The sequence below is a fragment of the Azonexus sp. GW821-FHT04F04 genome (genome assembly GCF_059420025.1).
Window position 1 is genome coordinate 18,847 of record NZ_JBWKSX010000009.1, and the last position, 25,249, is coordinate 44,095.

Here is a 25,249-nt window from a genome sequence, read left to right on the forward strand (position 1 = left end):
TCCTTTCCCATCAAGCACTACGGCGCTACTTCTCGCCAAGATATCCGACCAGTTCGACCTGCGCTTTCAGTTGTCTTCTCAACCTTTCCGGTCGAACTACTGGCGTATTTGAACTCATTTCCAGAACCAGGCTTGCCCTTAATAACAGTAGGCGTCGTAATGACACCGCCCTCAGCCGGCTTCTGCCCACCGACAATGCAACTACTGCAATTGGACGAGAAGTTCACCAAATCAGAATCACTACCGGCATTGCTGTTGAATTTACCATCGCCGTTCACATCGAATGGCGTGACATCCAGTCGGCGCCCTGTCAGAGCATCAAGCTCCATCAACCAGGAACTACCGCCAGCCAGGCAAGGTTGGGGCGATGGAATAAGGGTCGGGAATACTATGCGGTCGCTACGCACAATCCCGTTGAAAGCCACCCGTTCCCCGGATGTCGGCAAATCCATATACCACCCCTTCTGCGCACCAGTAGCCCCCCAATTATCGCTACAGACTGTTGTGCTACCCCCTGTGAGCGCATCCTTTCCGGACTTAGTGCCTGAAGCACCAATGCAATAATCAGTAGTCAGCCGATAGCTAAAACTCCCGACATCTTTCGTCGAAACAACTATTTGCTCCAAGAGCGTGGATCGATCCATGTTGGAAGCGGAATTTGTTCCGTCGTCCCATACACCGAAATAACTCTGTGACGCTGTTGAGGTCGTATCCGTACCTTCAAGATACTTGCCAGTACCGAACAGAATCACCGCACCTTTAGTCGGATGACGTACGACCTGTGGCGCAGTCGTGATTGCCTGTCGTGTACCAGACGAATTTTTGGCGACAAACAAAGGCGTACAGGGACTACCGACTGCACAGGTTCCGGTGTTGTAGGCGACTTTCCAGTTGGCTGGATCAACATCGCTGACATCGAACTTCCAGAGATTCCCGTTCAGATCCCCAGCGTATATCCAGTCGGCTTTACCGTCACCCCGGGCACTGAAGGGATAGGGAGTAGACAAGCCGTTAAAATTAGAAGGGGACTGAGCATCGGCGACGATCTTGATGTAGTCCTGCCCCAAAACCCAGGTCGAACTATAAAGCCCACCTGCCCGCGCGCGATCCAGGAAGAAAATGAACAATGCTGCCTTGCCATCATCGCTGTTGTAACCATTACCCACTACAACAGCCCATTTATCATTGCGCATTTTCACTATTTGCCTTGCGATCCCCTTAAATGGCGGATATGTCGGCTGATTATGCGTGTACCCGAGATCAGAGTCGTTCGCATTGGTAAACTCCCACATCAGAATATTTGCCGCATTCGTTTCCGAGAAGGCTACTGAATCGGTTGAGGACGTATCATCTGGATTTGTGACGTCAAGCGCGTAATATGCGCGCCCCCCCCAGTTCAAACCACCGACCAGAACAGTCTTCCACTGGTACGTAGTCGCGGAACCGACCTCGATGTCATTGACCATCGGCGTTCCATCAACATAAAACTTGTGGCTGTAGCCTTGATTGCTCAATTGGCTAAGGTTGGAACGGGTTGCGGAATTGTTATAGAAGACCCCCGGCACATAGGCAAGGCGCTCCACGCCATCCTTAGCCTGGAAGGCATGCAACATACCGTCGTTGGCACCGGTATAAATCATCGCTGTTCTGGTACCTTTGTTCTGCACGAAGCTTGCATATGCGGGATCTGCCCATCCAGCTTCCGGGACTCCCACATAAACTGGACTTGAATTTACGATATCCCCAAGTCGGCTGGTCGGACGAGGCCTGAAGTTAATCGCCGATTTTCCTTCGTTAGCTTGCGACCCTCGGAGATAGTCTACGCGGCCAGATCCTGATGTATCAGCGCTACCGAGACCATTGCTATTTAGCGCATCTTTTTGCGTCGTGCCATCGACCTGAGCTGTGATATTCGACCAAGTAAACGGGATTCCCTTTTTTGAAGCGGAATCCAAGCCGATGGTAATAATCTGCCGGGATGTTTGAGTATTAATTACCTGCCCAGCATCCCACTTTGCAGGCTCAATTACGTCGCCAGAAGTAGTATTCAACTCCAGCGCTCGCAGTTGGCCACTCCAGTCGTTTGAATTGTAACGAGCCTGGTATATGAAACTTCCGGTTTGCAAAGACGTTGAGTTGGTCGCCACTGAAGAGGAGGACGACTGGCCGAGCATCGCGACAAATGCCGAATCAAGAGCCTCTTCCAGATAATTTGGATTTGTTACTAGGAAGAAGTTATCCGGAACACCATCACACTTGGTACTGGTACAACCTGTCGTACCCCCATCGGCGTTACGAACATCCCACTCTGTCGCCAGATCAGGCTTGCCATTCTCGTTGCTATCCTTGAAGCCGCCATATTTTGCCGCGTACCAGAGCGGATCTTTCAGTACGGTGTCTGCACTGGCACTGCTCACCGAATAGGTAAAAGAGGTCGGAGAATCACCAAAGACGCAGCCAGAGCCACTACAGGAAGTAACCCCGGTCACATCTGTAAACTTAAAACCATTAATCCCAGTATGGAAATGAGGCCCATCTTGAGTAGTTCCGGATATTGCGTATCCGAAACCGAAGACATATGGCGTGGATTGCGCGACCACATCAGTCGTAACCTTGATACTGCCACTACTAACAACATCGTACTGCACGCGGCCCCACATGTCTTGGTCATAGTCACCGCCCTGTTCGCTATCCTCTTCGTTCCAGTAGAAAGCGCCAGTACCCTTGGTGCTGCAGCGACCCGCACTCAATTTGGTCATTTGCGTGACTGTCGCATCGCTGGCATCCGCGGAAATTTCGCAGACGATCTTCCAGTCGACAATGGCTCCACTGCCAAATCCGCTCCGATCCAACCGCCCCTGAGGAACAATAACTACCGGCTTGCCGCCAACCAAAACACGAACCTTGGGTGTATTGGTCGCCAAGGCAATGCCGAAGGTAGCCACTTTTAGCGAGCGCACATCACTATTCGGCACAGACAGCGTCCCAGGCGCTCTGATCTGCTTGGTTCGCGCAAAATACGCCAACCCACTCATCATGTAGGAACCTTCAGTACCCGCACCTTCAGGACAAATACCGTAGGGGGCAGAAAAATTATTCACCGTCTTCGTCGAACAGAGATCCGCCGGCGTGCTACCGGAACCGTTGTTCCCCACGAACCAGGCTTGCCCTTTTATCCCCTCTTCCTCACCAACTTTATCTGTCCAGGTTGCCGCATCACATGTATTTCCGGAAGTACCGATATCGGAGCTTCCGCCCATCTGGCTATCATGCTCATTGCTATTTACGGCCGAATTGAACACGAGAACATTAAGTGGCGCACAGTAATTTGTCGAAGAAAGAGGATCCGTCCAAGTCGCCGAGCGCAAGCCGGTAATAGCATCATCAGTCGAGGTGGACATCGTAAAGGCGGTGGTTGGTGACTTACCCGCGAGGTAGCGGAGCGATTCCAAATAGAGCTCTGAGATCGGATTGCCCCACGACCGACAATTTCCTTGGGTAAAGCTCGTCTGCCCAAACGTACATCCACTACCGTAGGTACCATCACTGTACTGGTAGTCGACAATACGCATCTTGTCGAGCGATTGAATAATAGAGCCAGATGAAGGTGCAATAGTTTTGATCGTCCCGTCTACAAGGTTGATTTCATCAGAAATATTGCTGATGTTTTTTCTCAAGACCCCGCCAGACTGGTTTTTCGTATAGGACCCTGTCATCAACCCGAACATGAGCTGCCCGCTCTCGCCATAGTACTGCAACAGCCCTATCGGCTTGTAACCAGAACCATATTTGGCACATTTTTCGTTACCCAACTTGCTTGTGCTGGTGCTGGTGCTCACACATGCCTCGACCCGCACGTTATAGTCGGAACTGGCGCCAGTGACACCGTTAGCGACTCGACCACTTGACGTAGTTGTCTTGTTTGGACTAATCGAACTAGCCCAGAGACCACTCAGCGCAGCACGGTTGCCCGAAGCGCCTGTTCCACCAAGTGAACCGGTATCTTCGCTGGGTAAACTCTCGCGCCAATGACACTGCCATCGTTCGTTTGCCGACCAAAGCGAAAAATTACCAAGAGCTGCGCGCATCAGAGGTACAGCCGTACTGGTTTGAGAGGTTTTTGGACTAACGTCCGGGGTTGCATTGCAAAACGAGATACCCGTCTGAGTGTAATTATAGACACTCCAATTCGTCGAACTCCCACTGCCAACTTTATTCTCAACGACCACCTTGATCTGGTTTGCCGCGCAGCTCGATGCGTTCGAGACAAGTCCATTGAACATATTGATGCCGGCGCCATTGACACAACTGACGACACCGATCATGTAGTTGCTGGCATCCTTTTCAACCAGAACCTGATCACCATAGGAAAACTTGTCGGTATTGCCGGTCACGGTCAAAGTCACACCGATTGGCGCAGACTGCGATCCGGCTATCGTCACAGACGAGGCACTGGTACCAGAAATGGCACTCGGTGAGACTACGGGATTGAAAGGGGTCAGCTTGTTGGTGTCGGGAAAGCGGCTGGCATCGCCGCCATACATTTGCCGCGCGGTAGAGTGGTTGTAATACTTTGCCCAAGCATGGGCATCCGTCGGAATATATGCGCGTTCAAGAACTGTTTTCATTGAGGTATCTGTCGAACGATAGCCACCGTAGAGCAATTTACGCGTGGTATCCATGCGACTCATCGTCACCCAATTCAGGAAATTTCCATGCCACTTGCCAGCACAGTCAGCGGGCTTAATGAATTTTTTGGTAGCGTTATCGAAAACAGCATCGTCGGGTGAAAAAACACCGCTGACATAGGAATAACACTTATAGCTATCGAAATAACCGTAATAATCAATGGTGTGATCGTATGTCGTGTCCGCAGAACCATCCCCGTTCAGGTCCGTATAGTCGTCATAGGCCTTCTTGTAGAGATTCTGGTCTTTGGTGACATCAAGCATTACCAGTGGCGCTACCGCGGCACCGACGTACAGAGGACCAGACGGAATGGTAATTACGGCAGCATGAGTCTGGGAACTCCAAGCCAATGCCCAAGCCAGGAAAACGCCAATACGACGAATTGTCTTGAAGCTGAACATGGCAATTACTCCTTCTTATATATTTCTTGCAGGGTTACCTGCGTATCCGGATTCACCCCGTAGCCGCGCGCGGTGATACGGTAATGATTCACTTCGTTAAGAATAAAAGGCTCAATAAGGTACCGCGGCTGCAACGACAAACCGTTAATCGGAAGCGCTCCCGTGTATTGGCCATACTCTACGCTTGGGGCCGCCTTTAAATTCTTGCTGCTATAAACAGGAGTACTTGGCTCGATGCAGGTCAAGCCACTCAGGTTGCAACAAAGGCCATTCGTGCAACTAGCATCTGCTCCCGCCAGCCCAGAGATACGATTTACGTTTTTCCGCGAGCCATCCGCTTTTAGATCTTCGATATCGAATTCAGCATCACGCAAGGCTGCTTCGGCCGCCTGAAAGGCCAGACTGCGATCGCGTGAATTGCCTGACATGCGCTCTTCCATGGTTGCCACACGCATTGCAGTCAGGCCCAATATGGTGAGAATTATCAGAAAAATAAGCGCAACCACAAGGGATGCACCGCGCTCGCGAGCCCGCACCCGCTCCGCCTTCGCAGCACTTCCTACCTGCAACACCGGGCGTTCAAATACTTCAGTTGTTGTCATGGCATCTGGTTCCGCAAAACGAACGTCATTCCTATTGCTCGACGAATATAACCATCAGATTTGCTTACTGGTACAGTAGCCGCTGAACAATCATCGTCATAGGTCTGGCCTTGGCCCGATTCAGTCGCACGTTGGTTTCCATCTGCCTTGGCACGCAGAAGCAAGCAAATCCGAACGCTCGTGACGTTAGCCATATTCACCGCACTGGCAGAGTCATATGCCGTCTTGTCTTTCTCACGGTAAGTGACCTGCATTGACTCCACATCATCGAGAATCACCCCGACATTTCCCCCAGCAACACACTCAAGCTGACTGGAGGAGTTCACCCGAAAAAGATTGCTGGGCTGCGTAGCCACCTGCCCCACACAATCCTTGCTACCGTCAAAACTCAAGGTAAGCGTATCTGAGCCACCGCTGACTTCAACCCCAGAAATTGCTGTTCCGGAGAACTTGGTACTAGGTGGCTTGGCAAAAAGATCCGCACCTGACAATGGATTGAAACTGGTAGCCGTATAGCCAGCCGAGCGAATCTGGCGCCCGAACAATTCGTTGGCGTAACGGGCATTTTCCTGCAGCCTAGAACTTGCATCCTGAGCCAGATAAGTCTGCCTGCTGTTCATAAACAAGGTTCCGACGACCAGCAGGACGATCAGGCCAATCACCATCGCAACCATCAGTTCGACCAGTGAAAACCCCTGCTCCAAGCGAATCGCTACAGTTGCAGGACCTATGGAAATATTCAATTTCATGGCAAGAACTCCGTCACGAAGCTCCGATCTCCGGACGAAGAACAGCCGGTTTCACTCGCTGCACATCTCTCTGTCCATTTAACAGTGATATTGAATCGGTTGTCGACTTGGGCTATGACAATCGACTCTCCCGGCAACAGAACATTTTCCGCCCCCCATGCAGTCGCAGCAGCCTGCGCTTCACTGAGGGTGGGAGGCTTGTACTGAGTCGAGCTCATCCCAGCCCTTATTCGATCCGCCACTCCATAAGCGTGCATGGTAGCCACTGATCGTTCATAGGCGACCTGGTTGCTTTTTATCCCGGCTAGCTGGAGCCCGGCAAGACCGAGCAAGCCAACGGAAAGCACAACAACGGCAATCATCGCCTCCAGAAGGGCCATACCGCGCTGCCGAATAGACATGTGTGGAGCAACCATTTGATATTCCTCTAGGAGCACGCAGCTGCCGTAGCATCCACCTTGGTACGGCCGATGTTTGAAATAGAGACAACTCGCCCAATGACGCCGCTGCTACAGACCGTCACTGTTCCGGGTAGGTTTGAGGTAACGGAACCATCAGACAAATAGGAATACGAAGCAACTGTCGATGTAAGCACCAGATTGTTTACAGCCCGACTGATGCGTAATACATTGTTCGAATCAGTACCGTCGACAGCTCCTTGAGCTCCGCCATCAACGAACACCAGACGCCCCGCCGACCAGTCGGTCGATCCCGAACAGGAAGCTCCATCACTGCTGGCGCAGACGGAGACCACCGTTGTGCCACCACGTTTTGCTGCTTCACTACGAGCCAAAGCCAGATCGGCGACCAGATCATTTGTATTGGCCACAATTCGATTGTTGGTAATCAACGGCCGAAACGACGGCAAAGCAACCGCAGCAAGAATTGCCATAATGGCCACAACAACCATCATTTCCACCAAAGTGAAACCTGATACCAGCCGCATATTTACCTCGCACCTATATTGCGTTTGGTTGAATCATCGCAGATGCCGCTAAAGTTTGTTTGCGATGTCTGCCCAGCGGATCAATTTTCACGACGACCGGTAACACCTAATAATTCAAGAAATGCAAAAATACATCTACTCAAATTCAGAGGCTCTTGAATTTTGGCTGTGCATCTCCCAACCCGGGATTTCTGGCATCCCTTCAGCGCTGTCAAACCAGTATCTTTTGATTACGCCATAGCTAGTCAAAATCAGTGGGGTTCTTTGACATTCAGCCTTCTGTTGTCGCTAGTGGTACACGCGATTGTTGTGGCAAACATGGCATTCCGTACAAATGACAGCAGGGTAAACCGGACTTTTGTCCACTCAAGCGCCGATCTGCTCGTACGTGTGGTTCTGGATAAACATCAGCCTACCTTGAAGTCTGTATCGCCGATCCCCAGGCCAGTCGGGAATGCAGTTGAAAAACCTGTCGCACCAGATTTTGTTGCGCCCCCTACTGAGGAGATTTCTGAAGAATTTCCATATGCCTCGCCAGATAGCATAGAACAAATGGCAAGCATCATAGACCCACTGGATCTGCCTCTACCCTCAGACTCATTTAGCGTCGAAGGCTTCATGCGCATAAAAGTATTCGTCAATGAAGAAGGCTTCGCGGACAACGTGGAATTGCTTGAATCGAATTTCGCGGAAAATTATGCCTCTACGCTAATCGTGCTATTCAAATCAGCCAAGTTCAGCCCCGGACTATCGGGTGGAAGAGCAATCAAGAGCTGGCGGATTGTTGAAATAGACTATTCGTCATCCTGACCTGTTAGCTCCAGCGACAGAGACGAACTTAGGCCAGCTCCCTTGGCAAAGGAAAGGAAACGCCTTCCTTTTCCCCATCGAATTGAACTACGGGCACAGGAGCAAGACCAGATATCCTGATGCGGTCGACTACTTGAGAAACGAGAATTTCGGGAGCAGAGGCTCCTGCAGTCACACCAATCCGACTCTTTCCTAAGAACCATGCCTCATCGATTTCATCGGGACCATCAATGAGGATTCCCTCTACGCCCCGAGCGATCGCCACCTCTTTGAGCCGCCGTGAGTTCGAGCTGTTTTGACTACCCACCACGATGACCAGATCACATACATCCGCTAGTGCTTTGACAGCATCTTGTCGATTCTGGGTGGCGTAGCAGATGTCATCTTTTTTCGGCCCCTGGATTTCCGGAAAGCTGGCCTTCAGAGCATCAATAACGATTGTTGCATCATCGACCGATAACGTAGTCTGGGTGACGAAGGAAAGTTGATCGGGGTGCTTGACCTTCAAGGTCGCAACATCCTCAACCGTTTCAACGAGATACATGCCGCCGCTACTCTGCCCCATCGTCCCTTCAACTTCTGGGTGACCCTTGTGGCCAATCATGACGACTTCGCGGGTCTGGTTGCGCATTTTGCCAACTTCTACATGCACCTTGGTGACCAGCGGACAGGTCGCGTCAAACACTTTGAGGCCACGCTCTTCGGCTTCGGCGCGAACGGCCTTGGAAACGCCATGAGCGCTGAAAATAACTGTACTGCCTGATGGAACCTCGCTCAATTCCTCGATAAATACTGCGCCCTTCGAGCGCAGGTCGTCGCAGACGAACTTGTTGTGTACGACTTCGTGACGGACGTAGATCGGTGCCCCGAATTTTTCCAGAGCGCGCTCGACGATGGCGATGGCACGTTCGACGCCGGCGCAGAAGCCGCGGGGGTTGGCGAGGATGACTTGCATTTACATGATTCCGATGATTTCCACCTCGAAGCGGATCGTTTTTCCGGCCATCGGGTGATTGAAGTCGAACAAGGCGTGCGTGGCATCGAGCTCGCGCAGGAAGCCGGCAAAGGTGCCACCGTTAGGGGCAGTGAATTCGACGACGGAATTCTCCTTGAGTTCCACGCCGGCCGGCAATCCGCTCAGGGCGATGCGTTCGACGAGGCGGTCGTTGTGCATGCCGAAGGCTTGGGCGGGTTCGAGTTCGAAGACGAATCTTTCATGCGCCGGCAGGCCGATCAGCACCGACTCAAGGTTCTCGGCCAGCTGGCCGCTACCCATTTGCAGCGTAGCCGGGCTCATGTCGAAGGTGGACAGGAACTCTTCGCCATCTAGCGCATTGATGCGGTAATGCAGGGTCAGAAAACTGTCGGAACGGACGGTGGCGGTCATCAGGAAATCTCTTTTTTGTTGGTTGCGGTCAACTGCTCGATTACGAGAAGAACCGCGCCAAGCGTGATGGCGGAATCGGCAACATTGAAAGCTGGCCAGTAATAGCCGGCGACATGCCACTGGACAAAATCAACGACGGCGCCAAAACGGACCCGATCGATCACGTTGCCCAGTGCGCCTCCCATGACCAGAGTCAGGGCGAGCGACAGCAGCTTTTGCTGCGGATGCTGGCGGAGCATGTAAGCGATCCAGCCGGAAACACCGAGCGCCAGAGCCGTGAATAGCCAGCGCTGCCAGCCGGGTTGGTCGGCCAGGAAGCTAAAGGCGGCGCCGGGGTTGAAAGTCAGTACCCAATTCCAGAACGGCGCGACGTAAATCGTTTCACCGAAGCCGATGTTCTCGAGTACCAGCCACTTGCTGAGCTGGTCGAGAACAACGACCAGCCCGGCCAGCGCGTACCAGCGCCCGGCACTAGGCATACGCACGCGCCTCGCCGTCACCATGCAGGTTGCTGACGCAGCGACCACACAGTCCCGGATGTTCGGCGTGAGCTCCGACATCCTCACGGACGTGCCAGCAGCGCTCGCACTTGGCGTGTTCGAGCGGTGTGGCGATGACTTGTTCGTTTTCGTCGCGGATTGCCACGGTCGACGAGCAAATCAGCACAAATTTCAAATCGTCGCCGAGCGAGGCCAGGGCATCGAACTTCTCCCCGGCACAATGGATTTCGACCGCCGCCTGCAGCGCCGAGCCGATCTTGCCGGCTTCGCGCTGCGCTTCGAGCGCCTTGGTCACGTCGGCGCGCGCCGTGCGGATCAATGCCCACTTGGCGAGCAGATCGCCCTCGCCGGCCTGCGCCGGCAACTCGTGCCATTGCTGGAACATCACCGAGTCATCGTCCTTGCCGGTCAGTACCTGCCAGACCTCTTCAGCCGTGAAGGCAGTGATCGGCGCCAACAGGCGAACGAAAGCCTGCGTGATATGCCACAGCGCGGACTGGGCGGAGCGACGCGCCACCGACTTCGGCGCCGTCGTGTACAGGCGGTCCTTGAGGATGTCGAGGTAGAAACCACCGAGATCTTCCGAACAGAAAGTCTGCACTGCCTGCACGACGCGGTGGAATTCGTACTTGTCGTAGTCGACGCGACAGTTTTCCTGCAATTCACGGGTCAGGGCCAGCGCGTAGCGGTCGATTTCCAGCCACTGCTCAACCGGCAGCATGTCGGCATTGGCGTCGAAATCGGAAACATTGGCGAGCAGGAAGCGCAGCGTGTTGCGGATGCGGCGATAGCCTTCGACAACGCGCTTGAGGATTTCGTCGGAAATGGTCAGTTCGCCTGAATAATCGGTAGAAGCCGTCCACAGACGCAGGATGTCGGCGCCCATCTTGTCGGACACCTGCTGCGGCGCGATGACGTTGCCCTTGGACTTGGACATCTTGTGGCCCTTGCCGTCAACGACGAAGCCGTGCGTCAGCAGCGCCTTGTAAGGAGCGCGACCGTCGATGGCACAACCGGAGAGCAGCGAGGACTGGAACCAGCCGCGATGCTGGTCGGAACCTTCGAGGTAAAGATCGGCGACATAGGCGAGGTCGGCCGCATGCGTGCCGCGCAGCACATGCCAGTGCGTCGTGCCGGAGTCGAACCAGACGTCCAGCGTGTCCTTCATCTTGACGTACTGATCAGCCTCGGCGCCGAGCAGTTCGGCCGCATCCAGGCTGAACCAGGCTTCGATGCCGGCCTTCTCGACGCGCTGGGCAACCAGCTCGACCAGTTCGGCCGTGCGCGGATGCGGCTGGCCGGTTTCCTTGTGCAGGAAGAAGGGGATCGGCACGCCCCAGTTGCGCTGGCGCGAGACGCACCAGTCCGGGCGGGTCTTCATCATGCCTTCCAGGCGGGCACGGCCCCAGGCCGGGAAGAACTGGGTTTCATCGACGGCGCGCTCGGCGATCCAGCGCAGGGTCGGCGCATTCTCGTCCTGCTTGCGGTCCATGCCGATGAACCACTGCGTCGTGGCGCGGAAGATGATCGGCGTCTTGTGGCGCCAGCAATGCGGATAGCTGTGGCGGATTTTCTCTTCGTGCAGTAGTCGACCGCTGGCGGCCAGTTCGGCGAGCACCAGCGGATTGGCTTCCCAGACCGTCTTGCCGGCCAGCTCGCCGGTCGACAGCGCCGGAACGGTCGAAATGAAGCGGCCGTCGTTGCCGACCGGGTTGTTCACCGGCAAACCGTACTGGCGGCCAACGTTGTAGTCGTCCACGCCATGCGCCGGCGCGGTGTGCACCAGGCCGGTACCGGCCTCGGTGGTGACATGCTTGCCACAGATGATGGCGACATCGCGCGGCTGGAAGGGGTGCTTGAGCAGGATCTGGTCGAGCTTGTCACCAGTCGTCGAGGCGATCACCGTGCCTTCGAGTTCGTAGCGCTTGAGCGCCGATTCGGCCAGTTCGTGCACCAGGATCAGCGCACCCTTCGCCGTCTCGACGAGGTCGTAGGTCAGTTCCGGATGCACGCTGACCGCTTCGTTGGCCGGCAGCGTCCATGGCGTCGTCGTCCAGATCACGGCGAAGGCCGGGCCGCGCAGATGCGTCAGGCCGAAAGCCGCGGCTAGCTTGGTGGCGTGGTTTTCATGCACTTCGAAAGCGACGTCGATGGCCGGCGAGGTCTTGTCCTCGTGCTCGACCTCGGCTTCGGCCAACGCCGAACCGCAATCCAGACACCAGTTCACCGGCTTCAGACCCTGGTACAGGTAGCCGCGTTCGAGAATTTTGCCGAGGGCGCGGATTTCGCCGGCTTCAGCGGCGAAATTCATGGTCAGGTAAGGATTGTCCCAATCGCCAAGCACGCCGAGACGGATGAAATCCTTCTTCTGGCGCTCGACCTGTTCAGCGGCATAGGCACGCGACAGTTCGCGCACCTTGTCGGCCGGGATGGCCTTGCCGTGAAGCTTCTCGATCTGGTGCTCGATGGGCAAGCCGTGGCAGTCCCAGCCCGGCACGTAGGGCGCATCGAAACCGGACAGCGTTTTCGAGCGGACGATGATGTCCTTGAGCACCTTGTTGACCGCATGACCGATGTGAATGTCGCCGTTGGCGTAGGGCGGGCCATCGTGCAGCACGAAACGCGGACGCCCGGCACTGATCTCGCGGATGCGCTGGTAGAGTTTTTTCTCCTGCCACTGGGCGACCCATTGCGGTTCGCGCTTGGGCAGATCGCCGCGCATCGGGAAAGCCGTATCAGGCAGGTTCAGGGTGTCTTTGTAATCAGCCATTTTGCGTGCTCACAACTCGAAAAAAGCCCGGGCAGCCGCGGCATCCGCCGCGATCTGCGCCTTGAGGGCGTCAATATTGGGAAAACGTTGTTCGTCGCGCAACTTATGGACGAAACGCACCGACATGTGCGCCCCATAAATATCACGATCGAAATCGAAGAGATGAACTTCCAGCAAGGGCCGGGTGCCCCCCACCGTTGGCCGGACCCCGAGATTGGCAACGCCAGGCAGGGGTTTGTCACCCAGACCGCTGACCTCGACGGCGAAGACGCCGGTCATCGGCAACGGATTGTGCTTGATACGCAGGTTGGCCGTCGCAAAACCGATCTGCCGGCCGAGCTTCTGGCCATGCGACACCTGACCGTCGATGATATAGGGGCGACCCAGCAGGCGCGCCGCATGTTCCATGTCGCCGGCCAGCAATGCCCGACGAACAGCCGAACTGGAGACACGCTCGCCATCGGCCAGCACGCTGCCCATCGCCTCGACGGCGAAGCCGAAACGCCGCCCGGCGTCCTGCAACAGGGCAAAATCGCCGGTACGCCCGCGACCAAAACGGAAATCGTCGCCGATGATCAAATGGCGGACCTGGCACCCGCGCACCAGGACCTGCTCGACAAACTCGTCGGCCGACAGGGCGGCAAACGCCGCGTTGAACGGGCAAATCACCGCCTGACGAACGCCACACTCGCCGAGCAATTCAAGTTTTTCGCGCAGCGTCGTCAACCGCGCCGGCGCCGAGTCCGGCGCAAAAAATTCGCGCGGATGCGGTTCGAAGGTCAGCACCGTAGGCGCCAACTGGCACTCGATGGCCACTTGAGCCAAGTGTTTGACCAGCGCCGCATGCCCGAGGTGGACGCCATCGAAATTGCCGATGGCGAGTACAACCGGAGCAGGAACGGGACGCGAATAACCGCGAAAAACGCGCATAAGTAAATTGGCAGGAAAAACGTTGAATTATAACGATTTAAGCCACCCTTCGGATACCGGCGGATAGCTTTGCGTCGGCCAGCACGCGGCACATGCCAAAACAGTGGCGACTCCTTTTCGCTATAATTAATGAGTTTAACAAAATCACCCCTCTCCCAAACTCATGCTCGAATTGATCAGCCATGTAGTCCGAATTTCGGCGCGACGAGACCGCACCGAAATCAATTCGGCCATGGTTGATACCTTGATCAACCTTTTTCACCCGCAGAACCTGACCATCTACCGCTGCTACGTGGGGAACAAAAAGGCAATGGTCTTTGCCTGTGCCGGCTACGGCCCGAACGGCCAGTTCCTGCGCAACGCTTACCTGCCGGACCACCGCTTCTGCCAGCCGATCGAGCGCGACGCGCTACTCAACCGTTGCCGCAAGGAACTCTCAGCCGTTATCGATTTTCTCGACGACGGCTCGCACCGCATCGTTTTTCCGGTTCTCCGCCTCAATGAACCGATCTACCTGATCGAACTCACCCTCACCGACGAATTCTCAGCTGACCATCGCGTGACGCTGATGGGCCTGATTGAGTACTTTGGCAACCACATTGCGCTACTTGATTATGGCGAGGCCGACACCCTGACGGGGCTGGCCAGCCGCAAGACTTTCGACAAGCATCTTTTTGAACTGCTCGGCAAGGCTGCCAGCGACGAGCTGCTCGGCGGCCCCGAGAGCCGGCGGCGCGGTACGCCCAGCAGCAGCCACTGGCTGGCCGTCTGCGACATCGACCACTTCAAACAGGTCAATGACAACTTCGGCCACCTGATCGGTGACGAAGTACTGATCATGCTGGCTCAGGAAATGCGCCAGTCCTTCCGCTTTGATGACCAGCTGTTCCGTTTCGGCGGCGAGGAGTTCATCGCCCTGCTCCAGCCAACTGATGAGCAGTTCGCCCTGGCAACGCTGGAACGCTTCCGCACCAATGTTGAAAAACAGCTGTTCAGCCGGGTTGGCCGCATTACCGTCAGTATCGGTTTCAGTGCACTGATGCCCAACGACACGCCAACGGACGTCATCGACCGGGCCGACGAGGCGCTTTATTTCGCCAAACGCAATGGCCGAAACCGGGTGGACTGCTATGAAAAGCTGGTTGCCTCAGGCGACGTGGCCGCCAAGGAAATCGCCAAGGGCGAAGTCGAGCTGTTCTAGCTGGCAACTAACCGAGCAAGGCCAGTTTAGCCTTCGGCCCGGGCGGATGCTTGATGAAGTATTGCCGGATGCCGCGGACAATCGCCCCGGCCAGTTTTTCCTGATAGGCATCGTCGTTGAGCCTGGCTTCTTCCTCCGGATTGGAGATGAAAGCCGTTTCAATCAGTGCTGATGGAATATCCGGAGCCTTGAGCACGGCAAAGCCGGCCTGTTCAACGTGGGCCTTGTGCAGCGTATTGATCGAACCCAGTTCGCCGAGCAGGTATTTGCCCAATTTCAGGCTGTCGTTGATGGTGCCGGTCTGCGACAGGTCGAGCAGCGTGCGGGCCAGAAAGAGATCCTTGCTGCCGATATTGACGCCGCCGATCAGGTCGGCCTGATTTTCCTTCTGGGCCAGCAGGCGGGCCTGCGTGCTGGAGGCACCCTTTTCGGACAGCACGAAGACTGATGAACCGCGCGCATCCGGCTTGATCCAGGCATCGGCGTGAATCGACAGGAAGAGGTCGGACTGGATGCGCCGGGCCTTCTGGACCCGCATCTGCAGCGGCACGAAGAAATCGGAATCGCGGGTCAGTACGGCGCGCATGTTCGGCTCTGCATCGATGCGCGCCTTGAGGCGACGGGCGACTTCGAGGGTGACGTTCTTTTCGTAGGTGCCGGCCCTGCCGACCGCACCGGGGTCTTCACCGCCGTGGCCGGGGTCGAGCGTGATGGTGACCAGACGGTCGACAATCGGTTTGCCGGATTTCTTGCTGGTCTGGATTTCTGGCGCTTCAATCGGTTTTTCGGACTTCCTGGCGACGGTTTCATCCGGCCGCTTTTCGGCAATCTGGAAATCCTGCTCGTTCTTGAGCGGCTCGACGCCATCCTTGCGGCCTTCGAGCAGCGCCATCATCGGGTCGGGCGGATTGACCGGATAGACATCGAGCACCAGGCGGCGGCCGTATTCACCGGCCGGCTCGAGCGTGAACACCTGCGGACTGACCTTGCCCTTGAGTTCCATGACCAGACGAACAACACCCGGCTTGAAGCGACCGGCGCGCAGCAGCTTGATGTTCGGGTCGTCGGTGGCGACCTTGCGGGCGAGGCTGTCGAGGACGCTGTTGAATTCGACACCTTCGATGTCGACAACAAGGCGGTCCGGATTCTCAACGGTGAAATGGGTGAATTTGAGCGGTGCGTCAGTTTCGAGCGTGACGCGGGTGTAATCGGCTGCTGGCCAGACGCGTACGGCGAGGACGGACGGCAGTCTGGCTGCGGCGCCGGCCAGCGGCGTAACGGAAAGGATCAGCGAGGCGCCGGCGTAGCGGAGGAGCTGGCGGCGGCCATGGCTGGGACGAGCGTGTTCAGACATGCCTGCCCTTTCGGTGAATCTGCCACGGCTTCGAGGATACGCCCGACACCTGCATGATGAATACGCAACCGCAAGTCTGGCGACGGAACGCAGCCAGCAGCCCGTTCCGGCCATTCGACCAGACAGATTGCAGTGTCATTAAAGTATTCATCAAAGCCCGCATCGAGAAACTCCTCTGGGGACTCGAAACGATAAAAATCAAAGTGATATAAGTATAAGCTCGAAACTACGTAAACTTCAACCAGTGAATAGGTAGGACTTTTGACCGCGCCGGTGTGGCCAAGTGCCCGAATCATCGCGCGCGACAGCGTGGTTTTGCCTGCGCCGAGGTCGCCTTCGAGGAAAACGACCATCCCCGGTTGCAGCAATGGCGCCAGCATTTCGCCCAGGCGCTGGGTGGCCGCCTCGTCGGGCAATTCGAAAACGGCGGTAACATCGGGGCTATGCACGATCAGGACTCCACGGTGAATTACGCGGCGCTCAAGGAAAAAATCCGCGAGGCTGGCAGGGAACTCGGCTTTGCGGCCGTTGGCGTGGCGCAGGCCGACCCCGGCCCCGCCGTCGAAAAAATGCGGGAATGGCTGGCGGCGGGTTGCCACGGCGAGATGGATTATATGGCCCGCCATGCCGAATTGCGCGCCGACCCGCAGCAACTGCATCCGGGGACAATCACCGTAATCAGCGCTGTCATCGACTACCTGCCACACCGCGAAACGGCCGAAGGACCAGATCAAGCGGCCATTTCGCGCTACGCTCAGGGGCGCGATTACCACAAGGTCGTGCGCAGCCGACTGCAGAAGCTGGCCGATGCGATTTCCGCGCTGACCGGGCCGTTCGGCTACCGCGTCTTTTCCGATTCGGCACCGGTCATGGAAGTCGAATTCGCCCGTCAGGCCGGCCTTGGCTGGCGTGGCAAGCACACGCTGCTGCTCTCAAAGGAGGGCTCCTGGCGTTTTCTCGGCGACATCTACACCGACCTGCCGCTGCCGCCAGATGCGCCTGTCGAGGAACACTGCGGCACCTGCACGGCCTGCCTCGACGCCTGCCCGACCAAGGCTATCGTCGCGCCATATCAGGTAGATGCCCGGCGCTGCATCAGCTACCTGACCATCGAACTGGCCGGCCCGATTCCCGAAGAATTCCGCCCGCTGATCGGTAACCGCATTTACGGCTGTGACGACTGCCAGCTGTGCTGCCCGTGGAATCGTTTTGCCCAGCTCGGTGACCCGGAGTTCTCGCCGCGTCACGGACTCGATACGGCGACGCTGATCGAGTTGTTCAACTGGACGGAAGCGGAATTCAACGAGCGGCTGGCCGGCAACCCGATCCGCCGCATCGGGCATGAGCGCTGGCTGCGCAACATCGCCGTGGCGCTCGGCAACGGACCTGCCACGGTCGACCGGAAAAAAGCGCTAAAAATGAAATCGGACCATGCGTCTGAGCTGGTCCGTGAGCACGTCGAATGGGCGCTTACTCGGCTGGAACCCTGAGACTGGCCGGCGCGTCGACAGGCGTTTCAGCAACCGGTTTTGCCACTTCGACGGGCGCCACTGGCGGCCGGAGCGTCCAGCCGAGAAAGGCGCCAGACGCCGTGGTGATGGCGACCAGCGCGAGAAGGATGAGGCCGGTCTTCGGGCTTTCCATGTTCACTTGGCGATGCGCTCAGCGCGCCACCGGGCGTCCCGCATCGGCACACCACTCGCTCCATGAGCCAGCATAGAGGCGCGAACCGGGCAGGCCGGCGATTTCCATGGCGACCATGTTGAGGCAGGCGGAAACGCCCGAGCCACATTGATGGACAACCAGGTCGGGCGGCGAACCGGCGAGGATGGCCAACCATTCGGCACGCAGTTCGGCCGCCGGCTTGAAACGGCCATCGGGCAACAGGTTGTCCTTGAAAAAACGATTGACCGCGCCGGGGATATGGCCGCCGACCGGATCGATGGTTTCGTTCTCGCCACGAAAACGGTCCGGGCCGCGCCCGTCGACCAGATGCATGTTGGGCGTTTCGATGCGCTCCAGTACGTAATCGGCTTCGACCAGATGATCCTGCGCCAGGGGGATGAAAACATGCGGCGACGTAGTCGGCACGACCGTGGTCAGCGTGCCGCCGGCGGCCTGCCAGGCTTGCAGTCCGCCATCGAGCAGCGCCACGCGGTCGTGCCCAAGCCAGCGCAGCAGCCACCACAGACGGCCGGCAATCATGCCCTGGGCGTCGTCGTAGACCACGACTTGCGTCGTCGCCCCAATGCCGACTTCACCCAGCCGTTGCGCCAGTTTTTCCGGGTCGGGTAGCGGATGACGGCCATTGCAGCCGGTCATCGGCCCGGACAGATCACGGTCGCAATGCAGGAAGACAGCACCCGGAATGTGGCCCTCGGCGTAAACGCGCTCGCCGTAGCCGGTATCAGCCAACTGGTGGCGAACATCGACGACCAGCCAACCGGGGTCGTCGACATGCGCCTGCAGCGTCGCGACATCGACCAGCGTCGTGAAGCTCATGCCGGATCAGCCCAGCCAGGCCTTCGCCTCGTCGACGTTCTCGAAGACTTCAACGTCGGCATTGACGAAGGTCTGCGACAGCCAGGCGCTCCACGTCACCCACTGGCTGTCGGTGACAACCGCGACGCGCTTGAAATCGTTGGCATGGGCGCGCGAGAACTTGATTTCCTCCCAGGCCACATCGAGCGTCAGGCCGGCCATCTGGCTCAGGTCGAAGCAGAGATCGACCGGGCCTTCGAACTTGACCTTGAAATTGACGACTTCCTCAAACTCCTTGTAATCGGCCAAAGTGAATTCGCCGAACACGGCCACGCTGACACGGCTCGGTTGGTGGTCGATAACGATCATGGTTTTGCTCCGTTGTTGGTTTTGTCTGAAGAAAGTTTAATCCTGTTCGACCGGGCTGGCGCGGGAAAAGTGCGTGGCTGCGATGCCTGACAGAATAATCAGGCCGATTGCCGCCCACGCCGAGGCATCGAGCACCTCGCCCCAGAAGGCCATGCCGAACAGGCTGGAGAAGATGACCGTGCTGTAGGCCAGTGCCGCCGACATCAGCGTCTTGCCGCGCGTGTAGGCGCGCGTCATGGCAAGTTGGGCGACCGTGGCGAAGCCGGCGACGCCCAGCAGCAGTAGGCCGCTTTTGAGGTCGACCGCGTGAATGTCGCTGAAAACCAGCCAGGCGCCGGCGCCAACCGACGAGACCAGCGAAAAATAGAACACCGTGCGCATTTCCGGCTCGCCACGTGCGCCGAGTTCGCGCACGCTGAAATAGGCCATGCCGGCCATGACGCCGGAGGCCAGGCCTATCAGGCCACCAACCAGCTGATCAGCGTGCAGGGTCGGCTTGAGCAGCATGACGACGCCGACCAGCCCGAGCACCAGTGCCCCCATGATCCCCTTGCGCAGCTGCATGCCGGCGAAGCCGAGGTAAAGCGCCAGGAAGATGGCCGAGGTGTAGTTGAGGGTCACGGCCGTCGCCAGCGGCAGCAACGTGATGGCGTAGAAATAGGCGAACAGGGCGATGAAGCCGACGGCGCCACGCGTCACCTGCCAGCGCAGGTGTGGCGTGGCGAGCGGCACGCCGTTCAGGCGAACCAGCCCGAACATCAGGATCAGCGAGATGAAGCTGCGGTAAAAAGTGATCTCGACCGCCGAATGGGTCTGCGCCGCGAACTTGACGCAGACGCCCATGCAGGCAAACAGGAAACTGGCGGCGATCATCCACAGGGATTGCATGAAACGGTGGCTCTAAAAAATGTAAAAGGCGGCGGATTTTACCCCGCCGCCTTTGAAATCAGCCTTCCACGGTCAACCCGAAAAAAGGCCCAAAATTGAAATTTCAGCGCGTCTCGATGGCCGACTGCATGATCCGTCGATAGAACTCATGGAAGTGCTGCATGCCATCTTCCATCGGGCTTTGATACGGCCCGACCTCGCTGCGCCCTTCCTTCATCAGCGCGTAGCGACCGCGGTCCATGCGCTCGCCGATGTCGTCGTCCTCGATCGCCGTTTCCATGTAGGCGGCGCGTTCGGCTTCGATGAAATCGCGTTCGAAATCGACGATGTCCTCCGGGTAATAGAACTCGACGACATTGAGCGTCTTGTTCACACCCTGCGGAATCAGCGTCGATACAACCAGCACGTGCGGATACCACTCGACCATGATGTTCGGGAAATAGGTCAGCCAGATGGCGCCATGTTCCGGCGTCTTGCCTTCCGTCCCGTAAATATCGAGGACCGCCTTCTGCCAGCGCTCGTAAGCCTTGGAACCGGATTTCTGCAGCGAGGTGATGCCGACGCGCTGCACCGAATACCAGTCGCCGAACTGCCAGGTCAGGTCGTCGCAGGTGACGAAATTGCCAAGGCCCGGGTGGTAAGGCGCAACGTGGTAATCCTCGAGATAGACCTCGATGAAGGTCTTCCAGTTGTAATTGCACTCGTGCATCTCGACATGGTCTAGCTTGTAGCCCGTGAAATCGAGTTCCGGCGCGACCTTCATGCCGGCCAGATCGCCATTGGCCGAACGCGGCCCCTTGAAGAGCAACCCATTCCAGCTTTCCAGCTTGGCCTTGTTCAGGTTGAGACAGGGATTCTGCGGAAAATGCGGCGCGCCGATCAGGTCGCCGCCCTGGTCGTAAGTCCACCGATGAATCGGACAGACAATCGGCCCGTTCAGCGTACCCGACCCCTGCAGCATGATCGCCTGGCGATGGCGGCAGACGTTCGACATCTGCCAGCTGCCGGCGTTTGGCCCTGCGCCGCCGCCGTTGAGCAGCATCTGGCCGTGGTCCTTCCACTCAAGCGAACGGAAATCCCCGGCATTCGGCACCATCAGCTGGTGGCCGACATAGCCCGGACCGGCATCGAAGATGAGCTTCTTCTCCAGCTCAAAAATCTTCTCGTCAAAATACCAGTCCACCGGCAGTTGGGAAACTGCGGGGGCCAACCGGGACAGAGTCGCCAAGTCGGACATTCCAAGCCTCCAGCGGGGTTAAAAAGGGGTATGTATTTTACCCCGATATTTGACCAAGCGCCCCTTGATAGAGTATTTTCGCGTGTTTCCTTGATCGCCTCAAACATGGCCACAAAGCCCATCGCCGACATGAAATTCGAGACGGCACTCGCCGAGCTTGAAAACATCGTCTCCAGCATGGAAGGCGGCAAACTCGAGCTCGAAGCCTCGATTGCCGCCTACAAGCGCGGCATGGAACTCATGAAGCACTGCCAGGCCCAGCTCACCAACGCCGAAGAACAGATCCGCATTCTCGAAAACGGCGAATTCAAGGACGTCGACCGCAAGACGCTGGAGGCTCAATGAGCGCCACCCCGTTTGCCGAATGGATGGCCGTCACCCAGGACCGCGCCGAATCCGCCCTCGCCCGCTTTCTGCCAGGCAGTGACTGCATCCCCGCCCGCCTGCACGACGCCATGCGCTACGCCTCGCTGGGTGGTGGCAAGCGTGTCCGCCCGCTGCTCGCCCATGCGGCAGGCCAACTGACCGGCGCCACGCCGGACAAGCTGGACATCGTCGCCAGCGCTGTCGAAATGATCCACGCCTACTCGCTGGTCCATGACGACCTGCCGTGCATGGACGACGACGTGCTGCGCCGGGGCCGGCCGACCTGCCACGTCGAGTTCGACGAACCGACTGCCCTGCTCGTCGGCGACAGCCTGCAGACGCTAGCCTTCGAACTGCTCGCCAGCCAGCCCATCGGCGAAGCGAAACAGCAGCTCGAAATGATCGCCCTGCTTGCCCATGCCAGCGGTTCGCGCGGCATGGCCGGCGGCCAGGCCATCGACCTCGCCTCGGTCGGCCAACCGCTCAACCAGCCCGAACTGGAGCTCATGCACGCCCTGAAGACCGGCGCCCTGATCCGCGCCGCCGTGCTGCTCGGCGCCTTGGCCGGAAATCCGCTGTCGGCCGAGGAACGCGCCAATCTCGACCGCTTCGCCAAGCGCGCCGGCCTGCTCTTCCAGGTCGTTGACGACATCCTCGACTGTACGGCGAGCACAGCCACCCTCGGCAAGACCGCCGGCAAGGATGAAGCGGCCGCCAAGCCGACCTACGTCAGCCTGCTCGGCCTCGAAGCAGCCCGCGCCTATGCCGACGAACTGCGCAGCGAAGCCCTCGACGCCCTCTCCATTTTCGGTGAACGGGCAGCCCGGCTGACCCAACTGGCCGACTTCATCTGCCATCGGCAATTCTAATGACCGCTTCCCGCCTGCTTGAAAGCATCAACAGCCCGGCCGACCTGCGCCGCCTGGACCGCAAGCAATTGCCGCAACTGGCGACCGAACTGCGCGCCTTCCTCATCGACTCGGTATCGAAAACCGGCGGCCACCTGTCGTCCAACCTCGGCACGGTCGAACTGACCATCGCCCTGCACGCCGTCTTCAATACGCCCGAAGACCGCCTGGTCTGGGACGTCGGCCACCAGTGCTACGCCCACAAGGTGCTGACCGGCCGTCGCGAAGGCATGAGCACGCTGCGCATGCACGGCGGCGTCTCCGGTTTCCCGAAACGTGCCGAGAGCCCGTACGACACCTTCGGCGTCGGCCATTCGTCGACCTCGATCTCGGCCGCCCTCGGCATGGCGCTGGCCGCCAAGCACAAGGGTGAGGACCGCAAGGCCATCGCCATCATCGGCGACGGCGCGATGTCGGCCGGCATGGCCTTCGAAGCCATGAACAATGCCGGCGTCGTCGATACCGACATGCTGGTCATCCTTAACGACAACGAAATGTCGATCTCGCCGCCGGTCGGCGCGCTCAACAACATCCTGACCCGCCTGACCTCGAGCAAGACCTACAACGCCGCCCGCGAAGCTGGTCGCCACATGCTCGGCTTCGCCCCGCCGCTGCTCGAACTGGCGCGCCGCGCCGAAGAGCACGTCAAGGGCATGATTGCCCCGGGCACACTGTTCGAGGAATTCGGCTTCCACTACTACGGCCCGATCGACGGCCACGACCTCGACGCCCTGATCCCGACGCTGGAAAACCTCAAGAAGCTCAAGGGTCCGAAGTTCCTGCACGTCATCACGAAGAAAGGCCAAGGCTACAAGCTGGCCGAAAACGACCCGATTCTTTACCACGGCGTCGGCAAATTCGCCGCCTGCGATGGCATCCAGTCGGCCAAGGGTCCGGCCAAGCTGACCTACACGCAGGTTTTCGGCGACTGGCTGTGCGACATGGCTAAGGCCGATTCGCGCCTCGTCGCCATTACCCCGGCCATGCGCGAAGGGTCCGGAATGGTGCGCTTCTCGGCTGAACATGCCGACCGCTATTTCGATGTCGGCATCGCCGAGCAGCATGCCGTCACTTTCGCCGCCGGCCTGGCCTGCGAAGGCCTCAAGCCGGTCGTCGCCATCTATTCGACCTTCCTGCAGCGTGGTTACGACCAACTCGTGCACGACGTAGCCCTACAGAATTTACCGGTGATTTTCGCGGTTGACCGTGGCGGTCTGGTCGGAGCCGATGGACCGACGCACCACGGCACCTTTGACCTGTCCTTCGTCACCTGCATCCCGAACATGGTCGTCATGGCCCCGGCCGACGAGGCCGAATGCCGCCAGATGCTGTCCACCGCTTACTCGCTGGATGGCCCGAGCATGGTCCGTTACCCGCGTGGCGGCGGCACCGGCAAAATACCGCACTGTAGCCTCGACTCCTTGCCCGTCGGCAAGGGCGAAATTCGGCGCCAGGGCAAGGCTGTCGCCCTGCTCGCCTTCGGCAGCCTGGTGCCGGCCGCCATCGCCGCAGGCGAGGAACTCGACGCCACCGTGGCCAACATGCGTTTCGTCAAACCGCTTGATATCGAGCTGATTGTCGAACTGGCCGGGAACCATTCGCTGCTTGTCAGCGTCGAAGAAAACGCTGTGATCGGCGGCGCCGGCTCGGAAATCGAGCGTGTACTGGCGGAACGCGGACTGAACGTGCCGGTGCTTCGCCTCGGCCTGCCCGACCGCTTCATCGATCACGGCGAACAAGGACAATTGCTGGCCGAACTCGGCCTCGACAAGGACGGCATCGTACGTGCAGTACGGGCCAGGACCACCCCACAATAATTCATTGAAGAACAGCCCATGAACGCCCCGAACACCAGTATCCCCGACGTCCAGAACACCGCCGACACGCGCCATATCGCCATCAACAAGGTCGGCATCAAGTCCATCCGCCACCCGATCAAGGTCCAGGACAAATCAACCGGCGTCCAGCACACCATCGCCATGTTCAACATGTACGTCGGCCTGCCGCACAATTTCAAGGGCACGCACATGTCGCGCTTCGTGGAGATACTGAACAGCCACGAACGCGAAATCTCGGTCGAGAATTTCCCGGTCATGCTGCGCGACATGGTCGCCAAGCTCGAAGCCGAAACTGGCCACATCGAGATGAACTTCCCGTACTTCATCAACAAGACGGCGCCGATTTCAGGCGTGCAGAGCCTGATGGATTACGACGTCACCTTCATCGGCGACATCTGCCACGGCGAGATCGCCACCTCGGTCAAGGTCGTCGTGCCGGTCACCAGCCTGTGCCCCTGTTCCAAGAAAATCTCCGAGTACGGCGCCCACAACCAGCGCTCGCACGTCACCGTCACCGCCCGCACCAACGATTTCGTGTGGATCGAGGAAATCGTCCAACTCGTCGAGCAGGAAGCCTCCTGCGAACTGTTCGGCCTGCTCAAGCGCCCGGACGAAAAGTACGTCACCGAACGCGCCTACGACAACCCCAAGTTCGTCGAAGACATGGTCCGCGACGTGGCAGCACGCCTCAACGCCGAGCCGCGCGTCGATGCCTACGTGGTCGAATCCGAGAATTTCGAGTCGATCCACAATCACTCGGCTTACGCCCTGATCGAGAACGACAAGAAGAATCCCGGCACGCATAGCGGGGGCTGACAAGGTG

At 58.0% G+C, this 25,249-nt stretch carries 24 protein-coding genes; 7 read left to right on the forward strand and 17 right to left on the reverse strand.

The features are described from left to right. Positions 1 to 17 precede the first annotated feature (17 nt). The 5 genes from AC07TV_RS16530 to AC07TV_RS16550 are packed head-to-tail and all read right to left on the reverse strand — an operon-like array spanning position 18 to position 7,387. Positions 18 to 5,090, reverse strand: coding sequence for a pilus assembly protein (locus AC07TV_RS16530; protein WP_494649461.1), 5,073 nt, complete (start codon positions 5,088 to 5,090; stop codon positions 18 to 20). A 5-nt stretch (positions 5,091 to 5,095) separates the two neighbouring features. Beyond that, positions 5,096 to 5,692, reverse strand: coding sequence for a pilus assembly PilX family protein (locus AC07TV_RS16535; RefSeq protein ID WP_494649462.1), 597 nt, complete (start codon positions 5,690 to 5,692; stop codon positions 5,096 to 5,098). Beyond that, positions 5,689 to 6,441, reverse strand: a complete 753-nt coding sequence (locus tag AC07TV_RS16540; RefSeq protein WP_494649463.1) for a PilW family protein — start codon at positions 6,439 to 6,441, stop codon at positions 5,689 to 5,691. The genes AC07TV_RS16535 and AC07TV_RS16540 overlap by 4 nt, the downstream gene beginning before the upstream one ends. Continuing rightward, positions 6,438 to 6,857 carry a type IV pilus modification protein PilV gene (gene pilV / locus AC07TV_RS16545; RefSeq protein ID WP_494649464.1) on the reverse strand — a complete coding sequence of 140 codons (420 nt, stop codon included), beginning with the start codon at positions 6,855 to 6,857 and terminating at the stop codon, positions 6,438 to 6,440. The genes AC07TV_RS16540 and pilV overlap by 4 nt, the downstream gene beginning before the upstream one ends. Before the next feature lie 11 nt (positions 6,858 to 6,868). After that, positions 6,869 to 7,387, reverse strand: a complete 519-nt coding sequence (locus AC07TV_RS16550; RefSeq protein ID WP_494649465.1) for a GspH/FimT family pseudopilin — start codon at positions 7,385 to 7,387, stop codon at positions 6,869 to 6,871. Positions 7,388 to 7,705: 318 nt separating this feature from the next. Between AC07TV_RS16550 and AC07TV_RS16555 the strand changes: the two genes are divergently transcribed. Beyond that, a complete protein-coding gene (locus AC07TV_RS16555) occupies positions 7,706 to 8,197 on the forward strand; it encodes a hypothetical protein (protein ID WP_494649466.1) in 492 nt (163 codons plus the stop codon). Between the two features lie 28 nt (positions 8,198 to 8,225). Here the strand turns inward: AC07TV_RS16555 and ispH are convergent, their stop codons facing one another. From ispH to AC07TV_RS16580, 5 genes are read right to left on the reverse strand one after another with little or no spacing between them, the layout of a single operon-like run. Beyond that, positions 8,226 to 9,152 carry a 4-hydroxy-3-methylbut-2-enyl diphosphate reductase gene (ispH, locus tag AC07TV_RS16560; protein ID WP_494649467.1) on the reverse strand — a complete coding sequence of 309 codons (927 nt, stop codon included), beginning with the start codon at positions 9,150 to 9,152 and terminating at the stop codon, positions 8,226 to 8,228. After that, positions 9,153 to 9,584 carry an FKBP-type peptidyl-prolyl cis-trans isomerase gene (locus AC07TV_RS16565; RefSeq protein WP_494649468.1) on the reverse strand — a complete coding sequence of 144 codons (432 nt, stop codon included), beginning with the start codon at positions 9,582 to 9,584 and terminating at the stop codon, positions 9,153 to 9,155. Further along, positions 9,584 to 10,063: a signal peptidase II gene (lspA, locus tag AC07TV_RS16570; RefSeq protein WP_494649637.1), complete on the reverse strand. Its 480-nt coding sequence runs from the start codon at positions 10,061 to 10,063 to the stop codon at positions 9,584 to 9,586. Before lspA ends, AC07TV_RS16565 begins: the two co-directional genes overlap by 1 nt. Beyond that, positions 10,056 to 12,854, reverse strand: coding sequence for an isoleucine--tRNA ligase (gene ileS, locus AC07TV_RS16575; protein WP_494649469.1), 2,799 nt, complete (start codon positions 12,852 to 12,854; stop codon positions 10,056 to 10,058). The genes lspA and ileS overlap by 8 nt, the downstream gene beginning before the upstream one ends. A gap of 9 nt (positions 12,855 to 12,863) precedes the next feature. After that, positions 12,864 to 13,784, reverse strand: a complete 921-nt coding sequence (locus tag AC07TV_RS16580; RefSeq protein WP_494649470.1) for a bifunctional riboflavin kinase/FAD synthetase — start codon at positions 13,782 to 13,784, stop codon at positions 12,864 to 12,866. A 163-nt stretch (positions 13,785 to 13,947) separates the two neighbouring features. Here AC07TV_RS16580 and AC07TV_RS16585 point away from each other — a divergent pair, with 163 nt between their 5' ends. Next, complete coding sequence (locus tag AC07TV_RS16585) at positions 13,948 to 14,985, forward strand: GGDEF domain-containing protein (RefSeq protein WP_494649471.1); 1,038 nt, start codon at positions 13,948 to 13,950, stop codon at positions 14,983 to 14,985. Between the two features lie 7 nt (positions 14,986 to 14,992). Here AC07TV_RS16585 and AC07TV_RS16590 read toward each other — a convergent pair whose 3' ends face one another. Continuing rightward, positions 14,993 to 16,339 carry an N-acetylmuramoyl-L-alanine amidase gene (locus tag AC07TV_RS16590; protein ID WP_494649472.1) on the reverse strand — a complete coding sequence of 449 codons (1,347 nt, stop codon included), beginning with the start codon at positions 16,337 to 16,339 and terminating at the stop codon, positions 14,993 to 14,995. Further along, positions 16,273 to 16,788 (reverse strand): tRNA (adenosine(37)-N6)-threonylcarbamoyltransferase complex ATPase subunit type 1 TsaE, encoded by a 516-nt coding sequence (gene tsaE / locus AC07TV_RS16595; protein ID WP_409558009.1) that lies wholly within the window; start codon positions 16,786 to 16,788, stop codon positions 16,273 to 16,275. Before tsaE ends, AC07TV_RS16590 begins: the two co-directional genes overlap by 67 nt. Between tsaE and queG the strand changes: the two genes are divergently transcribed. Next, on the forward strand, positions 16,783 to 17,829 hold the full coding sequence (queG, locus tag AC07TV_RS16600) for a tRNA epoxyqueuosine(34) reductase QueG (RefSeq protein ID WP_494649473.1): 1,047 nt from the start codon (positions 16,783 to 16,785) through the stop codon (positions 17,827 to 17,829). The genes tsaE and queG overlap by 6 nt on opposite strands. Here the strand turns inward: queG and AC07TV_RS16605 are convergent. The 5 genes from AC07TV_RS16605 to AC07TV_RS16625 all read right to left on the reverse strand — a co-directional run bounded on the left by AC07TV_RS16605 (position 17,810) and on the right by AC07TV_RS16625 (position 21,314). Then, on the reverse strand, positions 17,810 to 17,983 hold the full coding sequence (locus AC07TV_RS16605; RefSeq protein ID WP_494649474.1) for a hypothetical protein: 174 nt from the start codon (positions 17,981 to 17,983) through the stop codon (positions 17,810 to 17,812). The genes queG and AC07TV_RS16605 overlap by 20 nt on opposite strands. A gap of 18 nt (positions 17,984 to 18,001) precedes the next feature. Continuing rightward, on the reverse strand, positions 18,002 to 18,841 hold the full coding sequence (locus AC07TV_RS16610; protein ID WP_494649475.1) for a sulfurtransferase: 840 nt from the start codon (positions 18,839 to 18,841) through the stop codon (positions 18,002 to 18,004). Positions 18,842 to 18,847: 6 nt separating this feature from the next. Beyond that, a complete protein-coding gene (locus AC07TV_RS16615) occupies positions 18,848 to 19,189 on the reverse strand; it encodes a SpoIIAA family protein (protein ID WP_494649476.1) in 342 nt (113 codons plus the stop codon). A gap of 36 nt (positions 19,190 to 19,225) precedes the next feature. After that, positions 19,226 to 20,077 (reverse strand): DMT family transporter, encoded by an 852-nt coding sequence (locus AC07TV_RS16620; protein ID WP_494649477.1) that lies wholly within the window; start codon positions 20,075 to 20,077, stop codon positions 19,226 to 19,228. Between the two features lie 103 nt (positions 20,078 to 20,180). Next, positions 20,181 to 21,314, reverse strand: coding sequence for an aromatic ring-hydroxylating oxygenase subunit alpha (locus AC07TV_RS16625; protein ID WP_494649478.1), 1,134 nt, complete (start codon positions 21,312 to 21,314; stop codon positions 20,181 to 20,183). Between the two features lie 105 nt (positions 21,315 to 21,419). On the opposite strand from AC07TV_RS16625, the gene xseB reads away from it, so the two are divergent. Genes xseB through folE2 form a run of 4 tightly spaced genes read left to right on the forward strand, consistent with a single transcriptional unit; the run spans position 21,420 to position 25,242 of the window. Continuing rightward, a complete protein-coding gene (gene xseB, locus AC07TV_RS16630) occupies positions 21,420 to 21,659 on the forward strand; it encodes an exodeoxyribonuclease VII small subunit (RefSeq protein ID WP_494649479.1) in 240 nt (79 codons plus the stop codon). After that, positions 21,656 to 22,549, forward strand: coding sequence for a polyprenyl synthetase family protein (locus tag AC07TV_RS16635; RefSeq protein ID WP_494649480.1), 894 nt, complete (start codon positions 21,656 to 21,658; stop codon positions 22,547 to 22,549). The genes xseB and AC07TV_RS16635 overlap by 4 nt, the downstream gene beginning before the upstream one ends. Continuing rightward, positions 22,549 to 24,405: a 1-deoxy-D-xylulose-5-phosphate synthase gene (gene dxs / locus AC07TV_RS16640; RefSeq protein ID WP_494649481.1), complete on the forward strand. Its 1,857-nt coding sequence runs from the start codon at positions 22,549 to 22,551 to the stop codon at positions 24,403 to 24,405. Before AC07TV_RS16635 ends, dxs begins: the two co-directional genes overlap by 1 nt. Positions 24,406 to 24,423: 18 nt before the next feature. After that, on the forward strand, positions 24,424 to 25,242 hold the full coding sequence (folE2, locus tag AC07TV_RS16645) for a GTP cyclohydrolase FolE2 (protein ID WP_494649482.1): 819 nt from the start codon (positions 24,424 to 24,426) through the stop codon (positions 25,240 to 25,242). Positions 25,243 to 25,249: the final 7 nt, after the last annotated feature.